Genomic DNA, 19,922 nt, shown 5'->3' on the forward strand with positions numbered 1-19,922 from the left:
ACGCCGTGCCCGGCCCCGCGGCTGCGCCGGACCCCGGCACTGCGCCCGACGCCACCGCGCCCGACGCCAACGCGCTCGACCCCGCCGCGCCGAACCCCGCCGCGCCCGACGCGGCGCACACGGGGGCAGACGCGATCGGCGACGGCTGGCGCGGCGTCAGCCCGAAGTTCGTCGGCGTCGAGCTCGTGTCGAGCCTCGTCGGCGGGCTGGTGCTCTGCGCCATCACGGTGCCGTTCATCCTGCTGCGCACCTGGTTCGGCTGGCCGGCGCTCGCGGTCGCCGTCGTGATCACGATCGTCACGCTGGCCCTCGCCCCGCGCCGGGTGCGGGCGATCGGCTACCGGCTGCGCGCCGACGACCTCGTCTTCCGCCGCGGCATCATGTTCCACCGCGTCGTCTCCGTGCCGTACGGACGCATGCAGCTCATCGACATCAACCGCGGCCCCGTCGCCCGGGCCCTCGGCCTCGCCGAGCTCAAGTTCGTCACGGCAGCGGCCGCGACGGGCGTGGCGATCCCGGGGCTCGTCGCCGCCGACGCCGATGCGCTGCGCGACCGCCTGGTCGAGCTCGCCGAGTCGCGCCGCGTCGGTCTGTGAGGCAGCGCCGATGACGGCTCCGGATGCGCGACCCTCCGACCCCTCGGACGACCCCACCCCACCCACCGCTGCGACCCCGCCGGCCGCTGCAACCCCGCCGGCCGCTGCAACCCCACCCGCCGCCGCGACCCCGCTCGAACCCGCCCCCACCACCGAGCTCACCGACGGCGAGTGGCACCGCCTGCACCCCGCGACACCGCTGCTGCGGGGCGGTATCGTGCTGATCGCGATCCTCGGCTTCGTGCTCGCCAACTTCCGCGAGCGGCTCGTCGACTGGGTGTTCGGCGCCCCCGAGCTGCCGGGCGACCCGCTGCAGACCGCCTACGAGCGCGGCCAGATCGGCTGGCTCTCGCTGATCGCCGTCGTGGCGCTGGTGGTCGGCGTCGTCAGCTTCTACGTCTCCTGGCGCCTGCACACCTTCCGGGTCGGCGACGACGTCGTCGAGGTGCGCAGCGGGGTGCTCTTCCGCACCCACCGCCGGGCCCGGCTCGATCGCATCCAGGGGGTGTCGATCTCGCGCCCGTTCTTCGCCCGCCTCTTCGGCGCCGCCCGCCTCGAGGTCAGCGTCGCCGGACAGGACGCCAAGGTGCAGCTTGCCTACCTCGGCAGCGCCCAGGCCGACGACCTCCGCCGCGACGTGCTGCTGCTCGCCTCGGGCGCGCAGCTGGCCCGCGCCCAGGCGACGGGGGCGCCGATCGCGCTGCCCCTCGATCCGGCGGCGGTGGCCGCGGCCCAGGCGGCGGCCGGCGGGCCCGCGGGAGCCGACGGCCGCGCAGGCACCGTCGCCCAGGCCGACCCCGCTCATGAGGGGACCGACCCGGGCGGCCCGGGCGGCGCATCCGATCACCACCCCGGCCTGGTCAACCAGCGGATGCGCGAACTGCTCGCCCCCGAGCTCGACCCCGCCCTCGCCGCCCCCTCATCGGTGGTGAAGATCCCGCCGGGCCGCCTGATCCTGTCGCTCGTGCTGAGCGGATTCACCGTGGTGCTGCTGATCGTCGCCGTGTTCATCGTGGTGAGTTCGATGATGGGGCGGCGGGAGCTGTTCGTCATCCTGATCGTGCCGGGGCTGGCCGCGGCGATCGGCTACTACTTCAACCGCTTCACGAAGTCGCTGCGGTACAGCATCGCGGGCACGCCCGACGGGGTGCGGGTGGGCTTCGGGCTGCTCTCGACGAGCAACGACACGCTGCCGCCCGGGCGCATCCACGCGATCGAGGTGAGCCAGCCGCTGCTCTGGCGGCCGGCCGGCTGGTGGATGATCCGCATCAACCGCGCGGGCGCCGCCGGCGAGGGCTCGGCGCAGACCAGCACCACGATGCTCCCGGTGGGCACGCTCGACGACGTGCGCACCGTGCTCGGTCTGCTCCTCCCGTCGCTGGCGAAGCCCGCCGTCGATGCCGCGCCCACCGACGCCTACGAGGCGCCCGCCGCGCCCGTCAGCACCCGCGACATCGTGCTCGCCGGCCTCACCGCCCGCGCCGGCGAGGGCTTCACCGACGCCCCGCGCCGCGCCTGGCCCATCCGCCCGTTCTCGTGGCGCCGCACCGGATTCGCCGTCACCGACGACGCCATCCTGCTGCGCTCGGGCTTCGTCTGGCGGCACCTCTCCGTCGTCCCGCTGGCGCGCGTGCAGAGCCTCCGCATCACCCAGGGCCCCCTGCTCCGGATGCTCGACCTCGTCGATCTGGCCGTGCAGACCGTCGCGGGCCCCGTCCGCGCCACCGTCCCGGCGGCCGACCGCGTGGCGGGCACCGCCGCCTTCGAGCTGTGGGCCACCCGAGTCGTGGACGCCGCCTCCACCGACACCTCCCACCGCTGGGCCACCCGACCCAATGCCTCCACTCCCACCCCCGAAGGAGACCCCCGATGAGACCCTCCGAGCGCACCGGCCGCCTCGGCGTCGGCATCATCGGCGCCGGCCGCGTCGGCCCCGTGCTGGGTGCCGCCCTGGCCAACGCCGGCCACGCGATCGTCGGTGTCTCCGCGATCTCCGACGCCAGCCGCGAGCGTGCCGAGGTCATGCTCCCCGGAGCCCCGATCCTCCCCATCCCCGAGCTCGTCGAACGCAGCGAACTGGTGCTGATCGCCGTCCCCTCGGCCGAGCTTCCCGCCCTCATCTCCGGCCTGGCCGAGACCGGCGCCTGGCAGATGGGACAGCTCGTGCTGCACACCGCCCCCGAGTTCGGCGCCGACGTGTTCGCCGCCGCGAGGGGGGCCGGCGTGATCCCGCTGGCCGTGCATCCGGCCATGTCGTTCACCGGCACCAGCGTCGACCTCGCCCGCCTCGCCGGGACCCACTTCGCCGTCACCGCGCCCACCCCCGTGCTGCCCATCGCGCAGGCCCTCGTGGTCGAGATGGGTGGCGAGCCGGTGATCGTCGCCGAGGCCGACCGCCCCGCCTACGCGGAGGCCGTCGAGACCGCCACGACTTTCTCGAGCGCCATCGTCGACCAGGCCGCCGGGCTTCTCGAGGCCATCGGCGTCGACGCCCCCGGCCGCGTGCTCGCCCCCCTCGTGCGCTCGGCCGTCGAGAACGCCCTCGCGCGGGCGGGCGGCGGCATCCCCCCGGTCTGACCTTCGCCCAGGGTGGGCCGGTGAGCGGCCCGGCCCGGGTAGCATCGTCGTGGCGGTCTGCGAGGCAGGCGGCCGACAGCGAAGGAGTTCCACCGGTGACCCAGGCCGAAACCGCCCCCCGGCCTCCGGTCGTCGTGACGACGATCGACGACGTGCGGCGCCAGCTCGAGACACGGGCGACGGATGCGCGGCCCCGCGTCGCCCTCGTCCCCACCATGGGCGCCCTGCACGAGGGCCACCTCGCCCTGGTCGACCGGGCGGCCGAGCTCGCCGACATCGTCGTGGTGTCGGTCTTCGTGAACCCGCTCCAGTTCACGGATCCCGCCGACCTCGAGCGCTACCCCCGCGACCTCGACGCCGACCTCGCGACCCTCGCCGGGCACGGCGCCGACCTCGTCTTCGCCCCCGACGTCACCGAGCTCTACCCGCGTGGCGACACCGCCACCCGCGTCACCGCCGGCAAGGTCGGTGGCCTGTTCGAGGGCCGCAGCCGCCCGGGCCACTTCGACGGCGTGCTCACGGTGGTCGCGAAGCTGCTCAACATCGTCGGGCCGCAGTTCGTGCTCTTCGGCGAGAAGGATGCGCAGCAGGTCTTCCTCGTGCGCCGCATGATCGCCGACCTGAACCTCCCCGTCGCGGTCGAGGAGGTCGAGACCGTGCGCGACGACGACGGCCTGGCCCTCTCGAGCCGCAACCGCTTCCTGGACGCCCGGGAGCGCCGCGCCGCCGTCACCCTGCCGCACGTGCTCGAAGCGGCGGTCTCGGCGTCCGACCGCGGCATCGACGCGGTGCTGGCCGCCGCTCAGTCGGCCGCCATGGGGGAGCAGCTGGTCGCGATGGACTACCTCGCGGTCGTGCACCCCGACACCTTCCTCCCGGTCGACGACGACTACACGGGCCCGGCCCGCGCCATCGTCGCGGCCCGCGTCGGCGACACCCGCCTCATCGACAACGCCCCCCTCTACCTCGGCCGCTGACCCCGGAGGTCACATGCAGAGGGCGGTGGCGCGGTCGAAGTAGGCGCGGGCGGCCGTGACCGCGTCGGGGCCCGTGAGGGGCAGGTAGGCGGCGTGCAGCTGCTCGAGCTCGGCGGCATCGGCGGGGTCGAGGATCGGGTAGCAGCGCGCGGTGATCGCCGCCGAGAAGTCGGCGAATCCCTGCTGCGGCGCCTCGCTGGCCGACGGGTCGACCTCGGAGTTCGCGAGCGCCCACAGCTGGGGGAGGGACGCCTCCTCGGCGGTGAGCTCGTTGTTCGTGTCCTGGTCGTAGTCGCTCGGCAGTGGCGGGTCGGGGGCCCGGTTCGTCGAGCTCGGGATGGAGTACGAGGTGCCCGAGGGCGGGGCCGGGGCGGGCGCGGGGGAGGTGCAGCCCGCGAGGAGGGCGGCGCCGAGGGCCGCGAGGAGGGCGGCGCCCGCGCGTCGGCGAGCGGTGGTGTGTGCGTCGAGCATCCGGTTCCCCCTGCCGGGTGCCCCCGCACCCCTGCCTCGACCCTAGCCGCCCCGCCCGGCCCGGTAAACTGGGGCCGACCTCGAGGAGACCCGTTCGAATGACTGACGCCCAGATGCCGCCCACCGAATCCGAGCTGACGGCCGCGGAGGCCGCCGCCGAGGCGAGCGAGCAGAAGGCCGTGCGCCTGGCCAAGCGCGAGAAGCTGATCGAGTCGGGCGCCGAGGCGTACCCCGTGTCGGTGCCGGTCACCACGACCATCCCCGCCGTGCGCGCCGCCTGGGGCCACCTCGCCGCCGACGAGACGAGCGGCGAGATCGTCGGGCTCGCGGGCCGTATCGTGCACCTGCGCAACACCGGCAAGCTCTGCTTCGTGTCGCTGCAGTCGGGTGACGGCAGCCGCATCCAGGCGATGGTCTCCCAGGCGAACGTGGGCGAGGAGTCGCTCGCCGACTTCAAGGAGCTCGTCGACCTCGGCGACCACCTGTTCGTGAAGGGCGAGGTCATCTCCTCGCGCCGGGGCGAGCTGAGCGTCATGGCCACCGAGTGGCAGATCGCGTCGAAGGCCGTGCTGCCGTTGCCGAACCTGCACACCGAGCTGTCCGAAGAGACACGGATGCGCAGCCGCTACCTCGATCTCATCGTGCGCGACGGCGCGCGGCAGATGGTGCGTACCCGCGCGCTGACCAACGCGTCGCTCCGCACGACCTTCGCCGAGCGCGACTTCCTCGAGGTCGAGACGCCCATGCTGCAGACGATCCACGGCGGAGCCGCGGCGCGCCCGTTCGTCACTCACTCCAACGCCTTCGACACCGAGCTGTACCTCCGCATCGCGCCCGAGCTGTTCCTCAAGCGCGCGGTCGTCGGGGGCATCGACCGCGTGTTCGAGATCAACCGCAACTTCCGCAACGAGGGTGCCGACTCCTCGCACTCGCCCGAGTTCGCGATGCTCGAGGCCTACGAGAGCTACGGCGACTACAACACGATCGCCGAGCTCACGCAGACGCTGGTGCAGAACGCGGCGCTCGCCGTGGCCGGCTCGCACGTCGTGACCTGGGCCGACGGCACCGAGTACGATCTCGGCGGCGAGTGGGATCGCATCAGCATGTACGGCTCGCTCAGCGCGGCCGCCGGCATCGAGATCACCCCGCAGACCTCCGTCGCCGAGCTGCAGCAGCTGGCCGACCGCGAGGGCGTCGAGGTGCACCTGGCGAACCACGGCAAGCTCGTCGAGGAGCTGTGGGAGCACTTCGTCAAGGCCGGTCTGACGAGCCCCACCTTCGTGATGGATTTCCCCGTCGAGACGAGCCCGCTGACCCGCGCGCACCGTTCGATCGAGGGCGTCGTCGAGAAGTGGGACCTCTACATCAACGGCTTCGAGCTGGGCACCGGCTACTCCGAGCTGGTCGACCCGGTCATCCAGCGCGAGCGCTTCGTCGAGCAGGCGAAGCAGGGCGCGGCGGGCGATGTCGAGGCGATGCGCCTCGACGAGGAGTTCCTGCGCGCCCTCGAGTTCGGCATGCCCCCGTCCGGCGGCATGGGCATGGGCATCGACCGGCTGCTGATGGCGCTGACGGGCCTGGGCATCCGCGAGACCATCCTGTTCCCCCTGGTGAAGTAGAGGAGTCCGGCATGAGCATGTTCGGCGGCAAGAAGAACGATCCCCTCGAGCCCGGGAAGAGCGAGCGCGAGAACAACGAGGGCGGCAAGGGCGACGGCACCGGCAACCCGAACAAGCCGACGCCCACGCGCATCGCCATCTGGATCATCGTGGGCGGCGTCGGGCTCTACCTGGTGGGCTCGGGCATCTTCGGCATCCTCACGCACTGAGCCGCGACCGAGCACGTACCATGGAGGACATGGACGTCCTTCTGCCCGCGCTCTCCGCACTGGCCCCGACCGTACTGATCGGGCTCGTGTTCTGGTTCATCATGCGCGCGGTGCTCCGGGCCGACAAGTCCGAGCGTCGCGCCAAGGCGAAGATCGAGGCCGAGGAGCGCGCTCGGCTCGGCCTGCCGGCCAAGGCGTCCGCGGAGTAGCCGCCAGACCGATACGGTAGCTCTGAGGGCAACCGAGGAGGCCGCAGTGACAGGTGGAGACGTCGCGCTCATCGTCGCGCTCCTGCTCCTCCTGCTCGATCTCGCGATCCGCATCGGGTCGATCATCGTCATCCCACGCAACCGCCGGCCGTCCACGGCGATCGCCTGGCTGATGGCCATCTTCCTGATCCCCTACGTGGGCTTCCTGCTGTTCCTCCTGATCGGCTCGTACAAGCTGCCGAAGTCGCGGCGCGACAAGCAGCACGCCATCAACGAGTTCATCGTCGAGACCACCGAGGGCATCGAGCGCGTCAGCGAGAACACGCCCTGGCCGCCGTGGTTCAAGAACGTCGTCGAACTGAACCGCACCCTCGGCGCGATGCCCCTGGTCGGCGGCAACAACGCCACCCTCGTCGGAGACTACGACGAGAGCATCCGTCAGATGACCGCCGACATCGACAAGGCGGGCCGCTACGTGCACGCCGAGTTCTACATCCTGTCCTACGACCAGACCACCAAGCCCTTCTTCGAGGCGCTCGAGGCCGCCGTCAAGCGCGGGGTGACCGTGCGCGTGCTGCTCGACCACATCGCCTCGGTGCGCGCGCCCGGGCACAAGAAGACCGTGAAGATGCTCGACCGCATCGGGGTGACGTGGCACTTCATGCTCCCCGTGCAGCCGCTGAAGGGTCGCTGGCAGCGCCCCGACCTGCGCAACCACCGCAAGATCCTCGTGGTCGACGGCGACGTCGCCTACATGGGCTCGCAGAACGTGGTCGACCGCAGCTACAACAAGAAGGGCAACCTGCGCCGCGGGCTGATGTGGCAAGACCTGATGACCCGCCTCGAGGGCCCGATCGTCGCCGGCATCAACGCCATCTTCATCACCGACTGGTACAGCGAGTCGAACGAGCTGCTGCTCCGCGAGACGCGCGCCATCACCGACGAGATCATCGACGACGAGCCGGATGCCCTCGACATGCAGGTGGTCCCTTCGGGCCCCGGGTTCGACGGCGAGAACAACCTGCGCCTGTTCCTGGCGCTGCTCTACAACGCGCAGGAGCGTATCGTCATCACGAGCCCCTACTTCGTGCCCGACGACGCCATGCTCTACGCCATCACCACCGCCACGCAGCGCGGGGTCACGGTCGACCTCTTCGTCTCGGAGATCGGCGACCAGGCCCTCGTCTACCACGCCCAGCGCTCGTACTACGAGGTGCTGCTGCGGGCCGGCGTGCGCATCTACATGTACCAGTCGCCGTACATCCTGCACGCGAAGCACTTCACCATCGACGACGAGGTCGCGGTGATCGGGTCGAGCAACATGGACATGCGCTCGTTCAGCCTGAACATGGAGGTCTCGCTGATGGTGCGCGGCCGCGACTTCGTCACGGCGATGCGCGGCGTCGAGGACGGCTACCGAAAGGTCAGCCGCGAGCTCACCCTCGACGAGTGGCACAAGCAGCCGCTCCGCTCCACCGTCCTCGACAACCTCGCCCGCCTCACCTCGGGCCTGCAGTAACGCCTCACGGGCGGGGCTGCAGGCGAACGGCGGGCAGCACGGGCGCCGGCAGCGGTGAGCCCTCGAAGTGGTGGTCGCTCGCGCCGAAGCGCGGGCGGGCATCCGGATGCTCGGCGGCGGCCGCGGGCGTCGAGCCGTCGGGCTCGGCGGAACCCGACTCGCGCTGCCACGCCGCGCGGTAGGCGACGATCTCGTCGTGGCTGCGGCCGACGAAGTTCCACCACATCAGGATCTTCTCGCCGAGCGGCTCGCCGCCGATCAGCACGACGCGCACCGGTTCGTCGCCCGCGCGGAGGGACAGGGTGCTGCGCCCGGCGCCGACGTAGGCGAGCTCGGTGCGGGTGGCGGTGACGCCGTCCACCGAGACGGGGCCGGCGTCGACGAGCACGCCGTGCTCGAAGGAGGGGTCGACGGGCAGCTCCACCGCGCCGCCCGCGGGCAGCGTGATCTCGGCCGCGACGAGCGGGGTGAACGTCGTGGCCGGGACGCCCGCGCCCGCGAGTTCACCGACGAAGACCTTGAGCCGAGCATCCGCCACCTGCACCTCGACGGCGTCGTGGCTCTCGAAGAACGGCTCGACCTGGCGCGACGCCTCGGGCAGCGCCACCCAGAGCTGCACCCCGTGCAGCACGGTGGCGGCCGGCGTGGACACCTCGGAGTGCGAGATGCCCCGCCCCGCGGTCATCAGGTTGAGCACGCCGGGTCGCACCATGGCGTGGCTGCCGACGCTGTCGCGGTGCTCGATCTCGCCCTCGAACAGCCAGCTCACGGTCTGAAGCCCCGTGTGCGGATGCGGCGGCACGACCATGCCCCCGGTCTCCGACACCGTCGAGGGCCCGTAGTGGTCGGCGAAGCACCAGGCGCCCACCATCGTGCGCTGCTTGCTCGGCAGGGTGCGGTGCACGGTCATGGCGCGGGGGCCGCCGAGGGGCACCTCGCGGGCGGTCACGATCTCGGGCGGAGCGGCGCTCGTGGCGGTGTCGCAGGCGGCCCAGGTCTCGTCGGGGCGGCGCTCGAGGTTGCTCATGCTCGCATCCTACGTTCTGCCGTCACGCCCACGGCGAACAGGGGCTGTCGTCCCCTGCTTCGCTGGTTAGTCTCTTCCTATCGGTCGCCAACCACCGGCCCTGGCGACCAAGGAGACAGACATGTTTGAGAGATTCACCGACCGAGCCCGTCGCGTCGTCGTCTTGGCGCAAGAAGAAGCCAAGATGCTCAACCACAACTACATCGGCACCGAGCACATCCTGCTCGGTCTCATCCACGAGGGCGAGGGTGTCGCCGCCAAGGCGCTCGAGTCGCTGAACATCTCGCTCGACGCGGTGCGCGAGCAGGTGCAGGACATCATCGGCCAGGGCCAGCAGCAGCCCACCGGGCACATCCCCTTCACGCCCCGCGCGAAGAAGGTGCTCGAGCTCTCGCTCCGCGAGGCGCTGCAGCTCGGCCACAACTACATCGGCACCGAGCACATCCTGCTCGGCCTCATCCGCGAGGGCGAGGGCGTCGCAGCCCAGGTGCTCGTGAAGCTGGGCGCCGACCTCAACCGGGTGCGCCAGCAGGTCATCCAGTTGCTGTCGGGCTACCAGGGCAAGGAGCAGGTCGCGGTCGGCGGCAACGACCAGGCCCCCGACAAGGGCTCGCAGATCCTCGACCAGTTCGGGCGCAACCTCACGCAGGCCGCGCGCGACAACAAGCTCGACCCCGTGATCGGCCGCGAGAAGGAGATCGAGCGGGTCATGCAGATCCTCTCGCGCCGCTCCAAGAACAACCCCGTGCTGATCGGTGAGCCCGGCGTCGGCAAGACCGCCGTCGTCGAGGGCCTCGCCCAGGCGATCGTGCGCGGCGACGTGCCCGAGACCCTGAAGGACAAGCAGCTCTACACGCTCGACCTCGGTTCGCTCATCGCCGGCTCCCGCTACCGCGGTGACTTCGAGGAGCGCCTGAAGAAGGTCACGAAAGAGATCCGCACCCGCGGCGACATCATCACGTTCATCGACGAGATCCACACCCTGGTGGGTGCGGGTGCCGCCGAGGGCGCGATCGACGCGGCGTCGATCCTCAAGCCGCTGCTCGCCCGCGGTGAGCTGCAGACCATCGGTGCCACGACGCTGGACGAGTACCGCAAGCACTTCGAGAAGGACGCGGCGCTCGAGCGCCGGTTCCAGCCCATCCAGGTGGCCGAGCCGTCGCTGCCCCACGCGATCAACATCCTCAAGGGGCTGCGCGACAAGTACGAGGCGTTCCACAAGGTCTCGATCACCGACGGCGCCATCGTCGCCGCGGCGAACCTGGCCGACCGCTACGTGCAAGACCGCTTCCTCCCCGACAAGGCGATCGACCTGATCGACGAGGCCGGCGCACGCCTCCGCCTCTCGATCCTGTCCGCCCCGCCGGAGCTGCGCGAGTTCGACGAGCGCATCGCCGCCGTGCGCGGCCAGAAGGAGGCCGCGATCGAGGATCAGGACTTCGAGAAGGCCGCCTCGCTCCGCGACGAGGAGAAGAACCTGCTCGGTGAGCGCCTGCGTCTCGAGAAGCAGTGGAAGGCCGGTGAGGTGCAGACCTCCGGCATCGTCGACGAGGGACTGATCGCCGAGGTGCTGGCCCAGGCCACGGGCATCCCGGTGTTCAAGCTCACCGAGGAGGAGTCGGCTCGCCTCGTGTTCATGGAGAAGGCCCTGCACCAGCGGGTCATCGGCCAGAACGAGGCCATCGCCGCCCTGTCCCGCACGATCCGTCGCACCCGCGCCGGGCTGAAGGACCCGAAGCGCCCCTCGGGCTCGTTCATCTTCGCCGGCCCCACGGGTGTCGGCAAGACCGAGCTCGCCAAGGCGCTCGCCGAGTTCCTGTTTGACGACGAGAACGCGCTGATCTCCCTCGACATGTCGGAGTACGGCGAGAAGCACACGGTCTCGCGACTGTTCGGTGCCCCTCCCGGGTTCGTCGGCTTCGAGGAGGGCGGCCAGCTCACCGAGAAGGTGCGCCGCAAGCCGTTCTCCGTGGTGCTGTTCGACGAGATCGAGAAGGCCCACCCCGACATCTTCAACTCGCTGCTGCAGGTTCTGGAGGAAGGGCGCCTGACCGACGGTCAGGGTCGCGTCGTCGACTTCAAGAACACGGTCATCATCATGACGACCAACCTCGGCACGAAGGACATCACGGGCGCACCGATCGGCTTCCAGGCCTCCGGCAACACCGCGACGTCGTACGAGCGCATGAAGGGCAAGGTCTCCGAGGAGCTGAAGAAGAACTTCAAGCCCGAATTCCTGAACCGCGTCGACGACACCATCGTGTTCCCGCAGCTCGACAAGGAGGAGCTGCTGCAGATCGTCGATCTGTTCATCAAGCGCCTCCGCGACCGTCTGCTCGACCGCGACCTCACGATCGAGCTCACGCTCGCCGCGAAGGAGCGCCTGATCGAGGTCGGCTTCGACCCCTCGCTCGGTGCGCGCCCGCTGCGTCGCGCGATGCAGCACGAGGTGGAGGACCAGCTGTCCGAGCGCATCCTGCAGGGTGAGCTCAACGCGGGCGATCACGTGCACGTCGACTTCGAGAACGGGGCCTTCACCTTCGTCACGACGTCGCGCGAGCCGGTCGCGATCGGCGCGGGCGCCGACTCGTCGGCCTCCTCGGCCGCGGCGGCCGCCGCTCTCGGCGACCTCGACTAGTCACCCCCCTCGAAGGGCCGGACACCTCACGGTGCCCGGCCCTTCGTCGTTCCCGGGCGGGCTCACGCCGCCGGGAGGTTACGCTGGTCGGATGCCAGAGCAGAAGACGCCCGTGACCGTGCGGCGGGCGCGCACCAGTGACGTCCCGTGGATCCAAGGTCTGGTGGAGCCCCTGGTGCAGCGACGAATCCTGCTCGGCAAGGACGCCGTCGTGTTCTACGAGGCCGTGCAGGAGTTCCGCATCGCGGTCGCTCCCGACGGCACGCCCGTGGGCTGTGGCGCCCTGCATGTCTTCTGGGAGGACCTCGGCGAGGTGCGCACCCTCGCCGTCGACGACGGCTGGCTCGGCCAGGGGGTGGGAAGCGCCCTGCTGCAGCAGCTCGAGGCCGACGCGCTCGACCTCGGCCTCTCGAAGCTGTTCTGCCTCACCTTCGAGGTGCCCTTCTTCGAGCGGAACGGCTACACCGCGTCGCCGCTCTCGCTCGTCGACCCCGAGGTCTACGCCGAGCTCGTGCGCTCTCCCGACGAGGGTGTCGCCGAGTTCCTCGACCTCGCCCGCGTGAAGCCGAACACCCTCGGCAACACCCGCATGCTGAAGCACTTGAGGTGATGTGATGAGCGAGCACGGGCCTGACGGCGGCGACCGTGGCAGCGACGACTCCGGCAGCGTCGGTGACGAGCGGATGCGCGGCGACGGCGACCCCGCCGACCACCGCAGCTTCAACCAGAAGCTCCGCGACCGGTTCTACGGCCGGCGCCCGGCCGGTGGGACCGACGCCGATGAGGGCCCGGCCGCATCCGCTCGGCCGAAGGTGAACCAGATGGGGTTCTTTGGGCGCGTGCAGCGCCCGGGCGGCTTCGACGAGCCGCCCGAGGAGCCGGTCGAGCTCGACGGCGAGCTGCCGTGGGAGCTCGGCGGAGAGAAGCGCCCCGAGAGCTGACGCCGGGTCACGCGGGTCAGAGGCGCGAGGCGCACTTCACGCAGAGCGAGGCGGTCGGCCGCGCCTCGAGGCGGGCCGGCGCGATCGGGCGATGGCAGACCAGGCAGACGCCGTAGCTGCCGTCGTCGACGCGGGCGAGCGCCGCATCCGTCTCACCGAGTCGCAGCTCGGCGGCGAGCAGTAGGCCCCGGATGCGCGACCACTCGCTCGACAGCGTCGGGCCCTCCGGGTCGTGCTCGTCGTCGTCGGGTGACGTCTCCCGCGTCGTGCGGAGGGTCGCCATCGTCGCGGTCAGCTCGGTGATGTCGGCGCGCGCCGCGTCGTGCGCGCGCTCGAGGCGGGCCCGGACGTCGTCGCTCGTGATCGCGTCCGGTCGTCAGCCCGCGGGCGCGGGGCCGTCGGCGGGCTCGGCATCGCCGATGAACTCCTTGAACTCCTGCTCGAGGTTCTCGTCGAAGGAGTCGGGCTGGTCGGTCTCGTCGCCGTTCGAGCGGGCCGCCACGTTCTCGGAGTCCAGGGCCTCGGCCTCGGTGACGTCGACCTCGGGCTTCTGGCCGTTGTGCTCGAAGGATTCGGGCTCGGTGGGTTCGATGAAGGTGCTCATGCGCTCGAGCGTACGCCCGAAACATTCCGAACACATGGGCGGGATACGATCCACGGGTGTCTCCCGTCTCGCCCTACCAGGTCTGCGTCGCGTTCCTCACGCGCGCGGGTGCCGACGGCCGCACCGAGGTGCTGCTCGGCCGCAAGAAGACCGGCCTCGGCTCGGGCAACATCGTCGGTCTCGGCGGCAAGCTCGAGCCCGGCGAGACCGCGCTCGAGGCGATCGTGCGGGAGATCGAGGAGGAGTCGGGCCTCGTGGTCGAACCCGGCGACCTGACCGAGATGGGCCTGGTGAAGTTCGCGTTCCCGTACCGGGAGAACTGGAGCCAGGACTCGACGGTCTTCGTCGCCTCGCGCTTCACGGGTGAGCCGCAGGAGTCGGACGAGGTCTCGCCCGACTGGTTCCCGATCGACGAGCTGCCGCTTTCCGCGATGTGGGACGACGCGAAGTACTGGCTGCCCGCCGTGCTCGCGGGGGAGCGGGTGCTCGGCGACTTCACCTTCGGGGAGGACTGCGCCACCGTCAGTTCCCACGAGCTGCACGACCCCGCGTACCACGGCCGCTGAGCCCGTACAATCGCGTGTGCCCTCCACGACCGACCTGACCGATTCCGCCGCCTCTCCAGATGCCATCGACCCGGCCGAGCTAGCGATCGCCCTGAAGGTGCTGGCCGACATGGTGGAACTCGACGAGGACCACCCTGACTTCGTGACCGTGCGCCGGGCGACGGCGAAGATGGTGAAGGCGGTCAAGCACAAGCGGCGCCGCGAGATCCGTGCCGAGATCGCCCAGGCCGACCGCCTCGTCGTGGCGGCCACGGCCACCGGCGCCCCCGACCGCATCGACGACGAGACCCGGGGTCTGGCCATCGGCGGGTCGAGCACGGCGGCCACGGCGGGCACGCTGCTGAAGGCCCGCAAGTGCTACATCTGCAAGCAGCCGTACACGCTCGTCGACGGGTTCTACCACCAGCTCTGCCCCTCCTGCGCGGCGCTCAGCCACGCCAAGCGGGAGGCCCGCACCGACCTGACCGGCCGGCGCGCCCTGCTCACCGGCGGCCGCGCCAAGATCGGCATGCACATCGCCCTCCGGCTGCTCCGCGACGGCGCCCACACCACGATCACCACCCGGTTCCCGCGCGATGCCGTGCGTCGCTTCGCGAGTCTGCCCGATGCGTCCGAGTGGATGCACCGGCTGACCGTCGTCGGCATCGACCTCCGCGACCCGGCCCAGGTGATCGGGCTCGCCGACCAGGTCGCCGCCGCCGGGCCGCTCGACATCCTGATCAACAACGCCACCCAGACCGTGCGGCGGTCGCCGGGCGCGTATCAGCCCCTCGTCGACGCCGAGCTCGCCCCGCTGCCCGACGGCCCCCTGCCCGAGCTGGTGACCTTCGGTCACACGAACGACCAGCACCCCCAGGCGCTGGCCCGCTCGGTGAGCGCGCATCCGATCCTCGCCGCGGCTGCGGCCCAGGCCGACGGGCTCACCGCGGCGGCCGATGCGATCAGCGCCCGGGCCGGGCTGCTGGCGGCGCGGGCCGACGAACTCACGGCTCAAGCGCTGGCACCGGGGTCGAGCTCGCTGGCCCGGCACGCGGCCGGCACCGCGATCGACGCGGGCGGACTCGTGCCCGACCTGCACGACGTCAACTCCTGGACGCAGCGCGTGGACGAGGTCGACCCGCTCGAGATGCTCGAAGTGCAGCTCGCCAACACCACGGCGCCGTTCATCCTGATCTCCCGGCTGCGGTCGGCGCTCGCCGCGAGCCCGGCCCGGCGGCGCTACGTGGTCAACGTGAGCGCGATGGAGGGCGTCTTCGCCCGCGGCTACAAGGGGCCGGGGCATCCGCACACCAACATGGCGAAGGCGGCGGTGAACATGCTCACCCGCACGAGCTCGCGGGAGATGTTCGAGAACGACCGCATCCTGATGACGAGCGTCGACACCGGGTGGATCACCGACGAGCGACCCCACCCCACCAAGGTGCGGCTCGCCGAGGAGGGCTTCCACGCCCCGCTCGACCTCGTCGACGGAGCCGCGCGGGTCTACGACCCGATCGTGCGCGGCGAGGCCGGCGAGGACCTGTTCGGCGTCTTCCTGAAGGACTACGCGCCCGCCGCCTGGTGACGCGGCACCCGCCGACCGCAGCCGCCTGCCCGCGGCCGACACGGGGTCGACCGCGGTGCCGAGGTCAGTCGGCGGAGGACGTCGCCGAGGCGAACTGCGCCTCGTACAGCGCGGCGTAGGCGCCGCCCGCCGCGAGCAGCTCGGCGTGGCTGCCCTGCTCGACGATCGAGCCCGACTCCATCACGAGAATGAGGTCGGCGTCGCGGATGGTCGACAGCCGGTGCGCGATGACGAAGCTCGTGCGGTCGGCCCGCAGCGCCGACATCGCCTTCTGCACGAGCTGCTCGGTGCGGGTGTCGACCGAGGAGGTCGCCTCGTCGAGGATCAGCACGCTCGGCTTCGCGAGGAACGCCCGCGCGATGGTGAGCAGCTGCTTCTCTCCGGCGCTCACGTTCGAGGCCTCGTCGTCGAGCACGGTGTCGTAGCCCTCGGGCAGCGAGTGCACGAAGCGGTCGACGTAGGTGGCCCGCGCCGCGTCGAGGATCTCCTCCTCGCTCGCCGAGGGGTTGCCGTAGGCGATGTTGTCGCGGATCGTGCCGCCGAAGAGCCAGGTGTCCTGCAGCACCATGCCGGTGCGCGAGCGCAGGTCGCGCCGGGTCATCTGCGCGATGTCGACGCCGTCGAGCGTGATGCGCCCGGCGTCGAGCTCGTAGAAGCGCATGATCAGGTTGACCAGCGTCGTCTTGCCGGCTCCGGTGGGGCCGACGATCGCGACCGTCTGGCCCGGCTCCGCCACGAGCGAGAGGTGCTCGATCAGCGGCTTGTCGGGCAGGTATCGGAACGAGACGTCGTCGAACACGAGCCGCCCGCGGTTCTCGGACGGGCTGAGGGCGGGCACGGCATCCGGAACCTGCTCGTCGGCGTCGAGCAGCTCGAAGACGCGCTCGGCCGAGGCGACCCCCGACTGCAGGAGGTTCACCATCGAGCCCAGCTGGGTGAGCGGCTGGGTGAACTGGCGCGAGTACTGGATGAATGCCTGCACGGCGCCGATGCTGAGTGCGCCCGTGGCGACCTGCAGGCCGCCGACGACGGCGATGACGACGTAGACCAGGTTCCCGACGAACATCATGGCGGGCATGATGATGCCCGAGACGAACTGCGCCCCGAACGACGCCCGGTAGAGCTCGTCGTTCTTCGCCCGGAAGGCCGCCTCGGTCTCGCGCTGACGGCCGAACACCTTGACGAGGGCGTGGCCGGTGAAGTTCTCCTCCACCTGGGCGTTCAGCTGCCCCGTGCTCGCCCACTGGGCGACGAAGAGCTTCTGGGAGCGCTTGGCGATGACCGTGGTGATCACGATCGTGAGCGGGATGGTGACCAGCGAGATCACGGCGAGCAGCGGTGAGGTGACGAACATCATGACGAGGATGCCCACGACGGTCAGGATGCTCGTCAGCAGCTGGGAGAGCGTCTGCTGAAGGCTCTGGGCCACGTTGTCCATGTCGTTGGTGACGCGGCTCAGCAGCTCACCGCGGGGCATGCGGTCGAAGTAGCCGAGCGGGAGCTTGTTGATCTTCGTCTCGACCTCCTCCCGCAGGGAGTAGGTGGTGCGCTGCACGATGGTGTTGAGGAGGCGCCCCTGCACCCAGGAGAAGATCGAGGCGGCGACGTAGAGCACCAGCACGAGCCCGAGCACCATGGCGAGGCGGTCGAAGTCGATGCCCTGGCCGGGCACCAGGTCGATGCCCGAGAGCAGGTCGGCCTGGCTCTGGTCGCCGCTCGCGCGGAGGCCCTCGACGATCTGCTCCTTGGTGGAGCCGGCGGGCAGCGCCTTGCCGAAGGCGCCCGCGAAGATGATGTTGGTGCCCTGACCGAGAAGCCACGGGCCGAGCACCGTGGCGACGACGCTGATGATGCCGAGCACGATCACGACCAGCACCGGCACCCGGTGCGGGGCGAGCCGGCGGATCAACCGCTTCGCCGACGGACCGAAGGTCATCGACTTCTCGGTCGGAAGGCCCGCCCCGCCGAAGGGGCCGCCCCCGCCGGGCCCGCCGCGACGCACCGGGCCGCGCTGGGCGCCGTTCCCCGAGCCGCTCATGCCGCCTCCTCCGCAGTCAGCTGCGACGAGACGATCTCGGCGTAGGTCTCGTTCGTCTCGAGCAGTTCGTCGTGGGTGCCGCGACCGACGATCACGCCGTCGTCGAGCACGATGATCTGGTCGGCGTCGACGATGGTCGAGACCCGCTGCGCCACGATGACCATGGTCGCTCCTCTCACGTCGGCTCGGAGGGCCTGCCGCAGCCGCGCATCCGTCGCCAGGTCGAGCGCCGAGAACGAGTCGTCGAAGACGTAGATCTCGGGGCGCTTCACGAGGGCCCGGGCGATCGCGAGCCGCTGCCGCTGCCCGCCCGAGACGGTGGTGCCGCCCTGGGCGACGGGGGCGTCGAGACCCCCGTCCATCTCCCGCACGAAGTCGGCGGCCTGGGCCACCTCGAGCGCGTGCCAGAGCTCCTCGTCGGTGGCGTCGGGCTTGCCGTAGCGGAGGTTGGAGGCGACGGTGCCCGAGAACAGGTAGGGCTTCTGCGGCACCAGGCCGATGCGCGACCAGAGCAGGTCGGGGTCGAGCTGCCGCACGTCGACGCCGTCGACGAGCACCTGACCGCCGGTGGCGTCGAACAGCCGCGGCAGCAGGTTGATCAGCGTGGTCTTGCCGGCGCCCGTGGAGCCGATGATGGCGAGCGTCTGGCCCGGCTCGATCGTGATGTCGAGATCGCGCAGCACCGGCTGCTCGGCACCCGGGTAGGAGAACGAGGCTCCGCGCAGCTCGACCGTGCCGTGGCCGCGCAGCTCGTGCACCGGGTTCGCCGGCCGGGTGACGGACGTCTCGGTCTGGAGCACCTCGGTGATGCGGTCGGCGCAGACCGAGGCACGCGGGATCATCATGGCCATGAACGTGGCCATCATCACCGCCATCAGGATCTGCACGAGGTAGCTGAGGAAGGCGATCAGGGTGCCGACCTGCATCGAGCCCTCGTCGATGCGGAAGGCGCCGAACCAGATCACCGCGACGCTCGAGACGTTCAGGATGAGCATGACGGTCGGGAACATCAGCGCCATCAGCCGGCCGGCCCGCAGGGCGGAGTCGGTGACGGCCGCGTTGGCCTCGGCGAAGCGCTCGGTCTCGATGCCCTCGCGCACGAAGGCACGCACCACGCGGATGCCCGTCAGCTGCTCCCGCAGCACCCGGTTCACCGTGTCGATGCGGGCCTGCATGCGCCGGAACTGCGGCACCATGCGCACGATGATCGCGCCGAGCGAGACGAGCAGCACGGGCACGCTGACGGCGATGATCCAGCTCAGCTCGAGGTCTTGGTGGAGGGCGAGGACGATGCCGCCGATCGCGAGGATGGGCGCCGAGACCAGCAGGGTGAACGTCATCAGCGCGAGCATCTGAACCTGCTGCACGTCGTTCGTGGAGCGGGTGATGAGCGAGGGGGCGCCGAACTTCGACACCTCGCGCTCGCTGAACTCCCCGACGCGGTGGAAGATCGCTCCGCGCAGGTCGCGGCCGAGTGCCATGGCGACCTTCGCGCCGAAGTAGACGGCCGTGATGGCGGCGGCCACCTGCACGACCGTGATGCCGAGCATCCACAGCCCCGTCGAGAGGATGTAGGCCGTGTCGCCCCGGGCCACGCCCTGGTCGATGATGTCGGCGTTCAGTGTCGGCAGGTAGAGCGAGGCGACCGACTGCACGAGCTGGAAGAGCACGACCAGCGCGATCGGCCGCCAGTGCGGCCGGAGGTAGCGGCCGAGGAGGCGCAGGAGGGTCACGCGCGGTGCCTTTCGGTGGGAGCGGAGGGTGAGGCGGCAGCGGCCGGAGGCGCGGCCAGAACGCCGTACGTCATCAGCGCCGCGAGCTCCTCGACGGTGAACGGGGTGTCGACGGCGGCGATGTCGGGGATGGAGCTCGCGAACGACAGCAGACGCGCGAGGTGGATGATGCGGGACGGCGGCCACGCCAGCCGCTCGGCGTCGGGCGCGAAGATCGCCGTGACGACGCGCTCGAGCTCGGCGGGGTCGCTCGTGGGAGCCGGGCGCTCGCCGCCGAGGATCGGCATGACCTTCATGGCCCCCGAGAATCGCGCCCGCATCAACCGGAGGATCTCGGCCAGCTTCACCTCGACCGGATCGCCCGGATCGATGCCCCGCAGCCCGTTCCAGACCGTCTGGCCGTCGAAGAAGCGCTCGGCGGCGGCCTTCAGCAGCGACTCCTTGTCGCCGAACGCGCGGAACACCGTGCCTTCGGCGATGCCGGCGGCCTCGGCGATCTGGCGCGAGGTGACGTCGCGCCCGTGCTCGACGAGCAGCGGCACCACCGCGTCGATGATCATCTCGCGCCGGTCGGCCAGCGGAAGTGCCGGCGCCCGGCGCGCGATCGCCTCGAGCGGTGACGTGTCCATGCGCC

20 protein-coding genes are annotated in these 19,922 nt (G+C 71.0%); 13 read left to right on the forward strand and 7 right to left on the reverse strand.

Features of this window, described 5'->3' with window-relative positions; translation table 11 throughout:
- The first annotated feature begins 134 nt into the window (after positions 1–134).
- The 4 genes from HQQ85_RS14600 to panC all read left to right on the forward strand — a co-directional run bounded on the left by HQQ85_RS14600 (position 135) and on the right by panC (position 4,150).
- Positions 135–596 carry a PH domain-containing protein gene (locus HQQ85_RS14600; RefSeq protein WP_371741954.1) on the forward strand — a complete coding sequence of 154 codons (462 nt, stop codon included), beginning with the start codon at positions 135–137 and terminating at the stop codon, positions 594–596.
- A gap of 10 nt (positions 597–606) precedes the next feature.
- Positions 607–2,469 carry a PH domain-containing protein gene (locus tag HQQ85_RS14605; RefSeq protein WP_173183257.1) on the forward strand — a complete coding sequence of 621 codons (1,863 nt, stop codon included), beginning with the start codon at positions 607–609 and terminating at the stop codon, positions 2,467–2,469.
- On the forward strand, positions 2,466–3,173 hold the full coding sequence (locus HQQ85_RS14610) for a Rossmann-like and DUF2520 domain-containing protein (protein ID WP_173183258.1): 708 nt from the start codon (positions 2,466–2,468) through the stop codon (positions 3,171–3,173). Before HQQ85_RS14605 ends, HQQ85_RS14610 begins: the two co-directional genes overlap by 4 nt.
- Positions 3,174–3,268: 95 nt before the next feature.
- Complete coding sequence (gene panC, locus HQQ85_RS14615) at positions 3,269–4,150, forward strand: pantoate--beta-alanine ligase (RefSeq protein ID WP_173183259.1); 882 nt, start codon at positions 3,269–3,271, stop codon at positions 4,148–4,150.
- A 9-nt stretch (positions 4,151–4,159) separates the two neighbouring features.
- Here panC and HQQ85_RS14620 read toward each other — a convergent pair whose 3' ends face one another.
- Positions 4,160–4,621 carry a hypothetical protein gene (locus HQQ85_RS14620; RefSeq protein ID WP_173183260.1) on the reverse strand — a complete coding sequence of 154 codons (462 nt, stop codon included), beginning with the start codon at positions 4,619–4,621 and terminating at the stop codon, positions 4,160–4,162.
- 98 nt (positions 4,622–4,719) lie between these two features.
- Here HQQ85_RS14620 and lysS point away from each other — a divergent pair, with 98 nt between their 5' ends.
- Genes lysS through cls form a run of 4 tightly spaced genes read left to right on the forward strand, consistent with a single transcriptional unit; the run spans position 4,720 to position 8,177 of the window.
- Positions 4,720–6,240: a lysine--tRNA ligase gene (lysS, locus tag HQQ85_RS14625; RefSeq protein WP_173183261.1), complete on the forward strand. Its 1,521-nt coding sequence runs from the start codon at positions 4,720–4,722 to the stop codon at positions 6,238–6,240.
- An 11-nt stretch (positions 6,241–6,251) separates the two neighbouring features.
- Complete coding sequence (locus tag HQQ85_RS14630) at positions 6,252–6,449, forward strand: hypothetical protein (protein ID WP_173182974.1); 198 nt, start codon at positions 6,252–6,254, stop codon at positions 6,447–6,449.
- Between the two features lie 29 nt (positions 6,450–6,478).
- A complete protein-coding gene (locus HQQ85_RS14635) occupies positions 6,479–6,658 on the forward strand; it encodes a hypothetical protein (protein WP_228507631.1) in 180 nt (59 codons plus the stop codon).
- A gap of 46 nt (positions 6,659–6,704) precedes the next feature.
- Positions 6,705–8,177 carry a cardiolipin synthase gene (gene cls / locus HQQ85_RS14640; protein WP_173183263.1) on the forward strand — a complete coding sequence of 491 codons (1,473 nt, stop codon included), beginning with the start codon at positions 6,705–6,707 and terminating at the stop codon, positions 8,175–8,177.
- Between the two features lie 4 nt (positions 8,178–8,181).
- Here the strand turns inward: cls and HQQ85_RS14645 are convergent, their stop codons facing one another.
- Positions 8,182–9,204 carry a pirin family protein gene (locus tag HQQ85_RS14645; protein ID WP_173183264.1) on the reverse strand — a complete coding sequence of 341 codons (1,023 nt, stop codon included), beginning with the start codon at positions 9,202–9,204 and terminating at the stop codon, positions 8,182–8,184.
- Between the two features lie 121 nt (positions 9,205–9,325).
- On the opposite strand from HQQ85_RS14645, the gene HQQ85_RS14650 reads away from it, so the two are divergent.
- The 3 genes from HQQ85_RS14650 (at position 9,326) to HQQ85_RS14660 (ending at position 12,783) form a co-directional block, all read left to right on the forward strand.
- On the forward strand, positions 9,326–11,842 hold the full coding sequence (locus HQQ85_RS14650; protein ID WP_173183265.1) for an ATP-dependent Clp protease ATP-binding subunit: 2,517 nt from the start codon (positions 9,326–9,328) through the stop codon (positions 11,840–11,842).
- Positions 11,843–11,933: 91 nt separating this feature from the next.
- Positions 11,934–12,452: an amino-acid N-acetyltransferase gene (locus HQQ85_RS14655; RefSeq protein WP_173183266.1), complete on the forward strand. Its 519-nt coding sequence runs from the start codon at positions 11,934–11,936 to the stop codon at positions 12,450–12,452.
- Between the two features lie 4 nt (positions 12,453–12,456).
- Positions 12,457–12,783, forward strand: coding sequence for a hypothetical protein (locus HQQ85_RS14660; protein WP_173183267.1), 327 nt, complete (start codon positions 12,457–12,459; stop codon positions 12,781–12,783).
- Positions 12,784–12,799: 16 nt separating this feature from the next.
- Here the strand turns inward: HQQ85_RS14660 and HQQ85_RS14665 are convergent, their stop codons facing one another.
- Together HQQ85_RS14665 and HQQ85_RS14670 are read right to left on the reverse strand one after the other, a co-directional pair.
- On the reverse strand, positions 12,800–13,066 hold the full coding sequence (locus tag HQQ85_RS14665; protein ID WP_173183268.1) for a TraR/DksA C4-type zinc finger protein: 267 nt from the start codon (positions 13,064–13,066) through the stop codon (positions 12,800–12,802).
- A 93-nt stretch (positions 13,067–13,159) separates the two neighbouring features.
- Positions 13,160–13,387 carry a hypothetical protein gene (locus HQQ85_RS14670; protein ID WP_173183269.1) on the reverse strand — a complete coding sequence of 76 codons (228 nt, stop codon included), beginning with the start codon at positions 13,385–13,387 and terminating at the stop codon, positions 13,160–13,162.
- A 56-nt stretch (positions 13,388–13,443) separates the two neighbouring features.
- Here HQQ85_RS14670 and HQQ85_RS14675 point away from each other — a divergent pair, with 56 nt between their 5' ends.
- Together HQQ85_RS14675 and HQQ85_RS14680 are read left to right on the forward strand one after the other, a co-directional pair.
- Positions 13,444–13,953 (forward strand): 8-oxo-dGTP diphosphatase, encoded by a 510-nt coding sequence (locus HQQ85_RS14675; protein ID WP_173183270.1) that lies wholly within the window; start codon positions 13,444–13,446, stop codon positions 13,951–13,953.
- 16 nt (positions 13,954–13,969) lie between these two features.
- Positions 13,970–15,517, forward strand: a complete 1,548-nt coding sequence (locus tag HQQ85_RS14680) for an SDR family NAD(P)-dependent oxidoreductase (protein ID WP_371741918.1) — start codon at positions 13,970–13,972, stop codon at positions 15,515–15,517.
- A 64-nt stretch (positions 15,518–15,581) separates the two neighbouring features.
- Here HQQ85_RS14680 and HQQ85_RS14685 read toward each other — a convergent pair whose 3' ends face one another.
- From HQQ85_RS14685 to HQQ85_RS20810, 3 genes are read right to left on the reverse strand one after another with little or no spacing between them, the layout of a single operon-like run.
- Positions 15,582–17,555 carry an ABC transporter ATP-binding protein gene (locus HQQ85_RS14685; RefSeq protein ID WP_173183271.1) on the reverse strand — a complete coding sequence of 658 codons (1,974 nt, stop codon included), beginning with the start codon at positions 17,553–17,555 and terminating at the stop codon, positions 15,582–15,584.
- Complete coding sequence (locus tag HQQ85_RS14690) at positions 17,552–19,288, reverse strand: ABC transporter ATP-binding protein (protein WP_371741919.1); 1,737 nt, start codon at positions 19,286–19,288, stop codon at positions 17,552–17,554. Before HQQ85_RS14690 ends, HQQ85_RS14685 begins: the two co-directional genes overlap by 4 nt.
- Positions 19,285–19,917 carry a TetR/AcrR family transcriptional regulator gene (locus tag HQQ85_RS20810; RefSeq protein ID WP_254069469.1) on the reverse strand — a complete coding sequence of 211 codons (633 nt, stop codon included), beginning with the start codon at positions 19,915–19,917 and terminating at the stop codon, positions 19,285–19,287. Before HQQ85_RS20810 ends, HQQ85_RS14690 begins: the two co-directional genes overlap by 4 nt.
- Between the last annotated feature and the right edge of the window lie 5 nt (positions 19,918–19,922).

Source organism: Herbiconiux sp. VKM Ac-2851, assembly GCF_013205105.1.
In the GTDB taxonomy this organism is placed as follows: Bacteria; Actinomycetota; Actinomycetes; order Actinomycetales; family Microbacteriaceae; genus Herbiconiux; species Herbiconiux flava.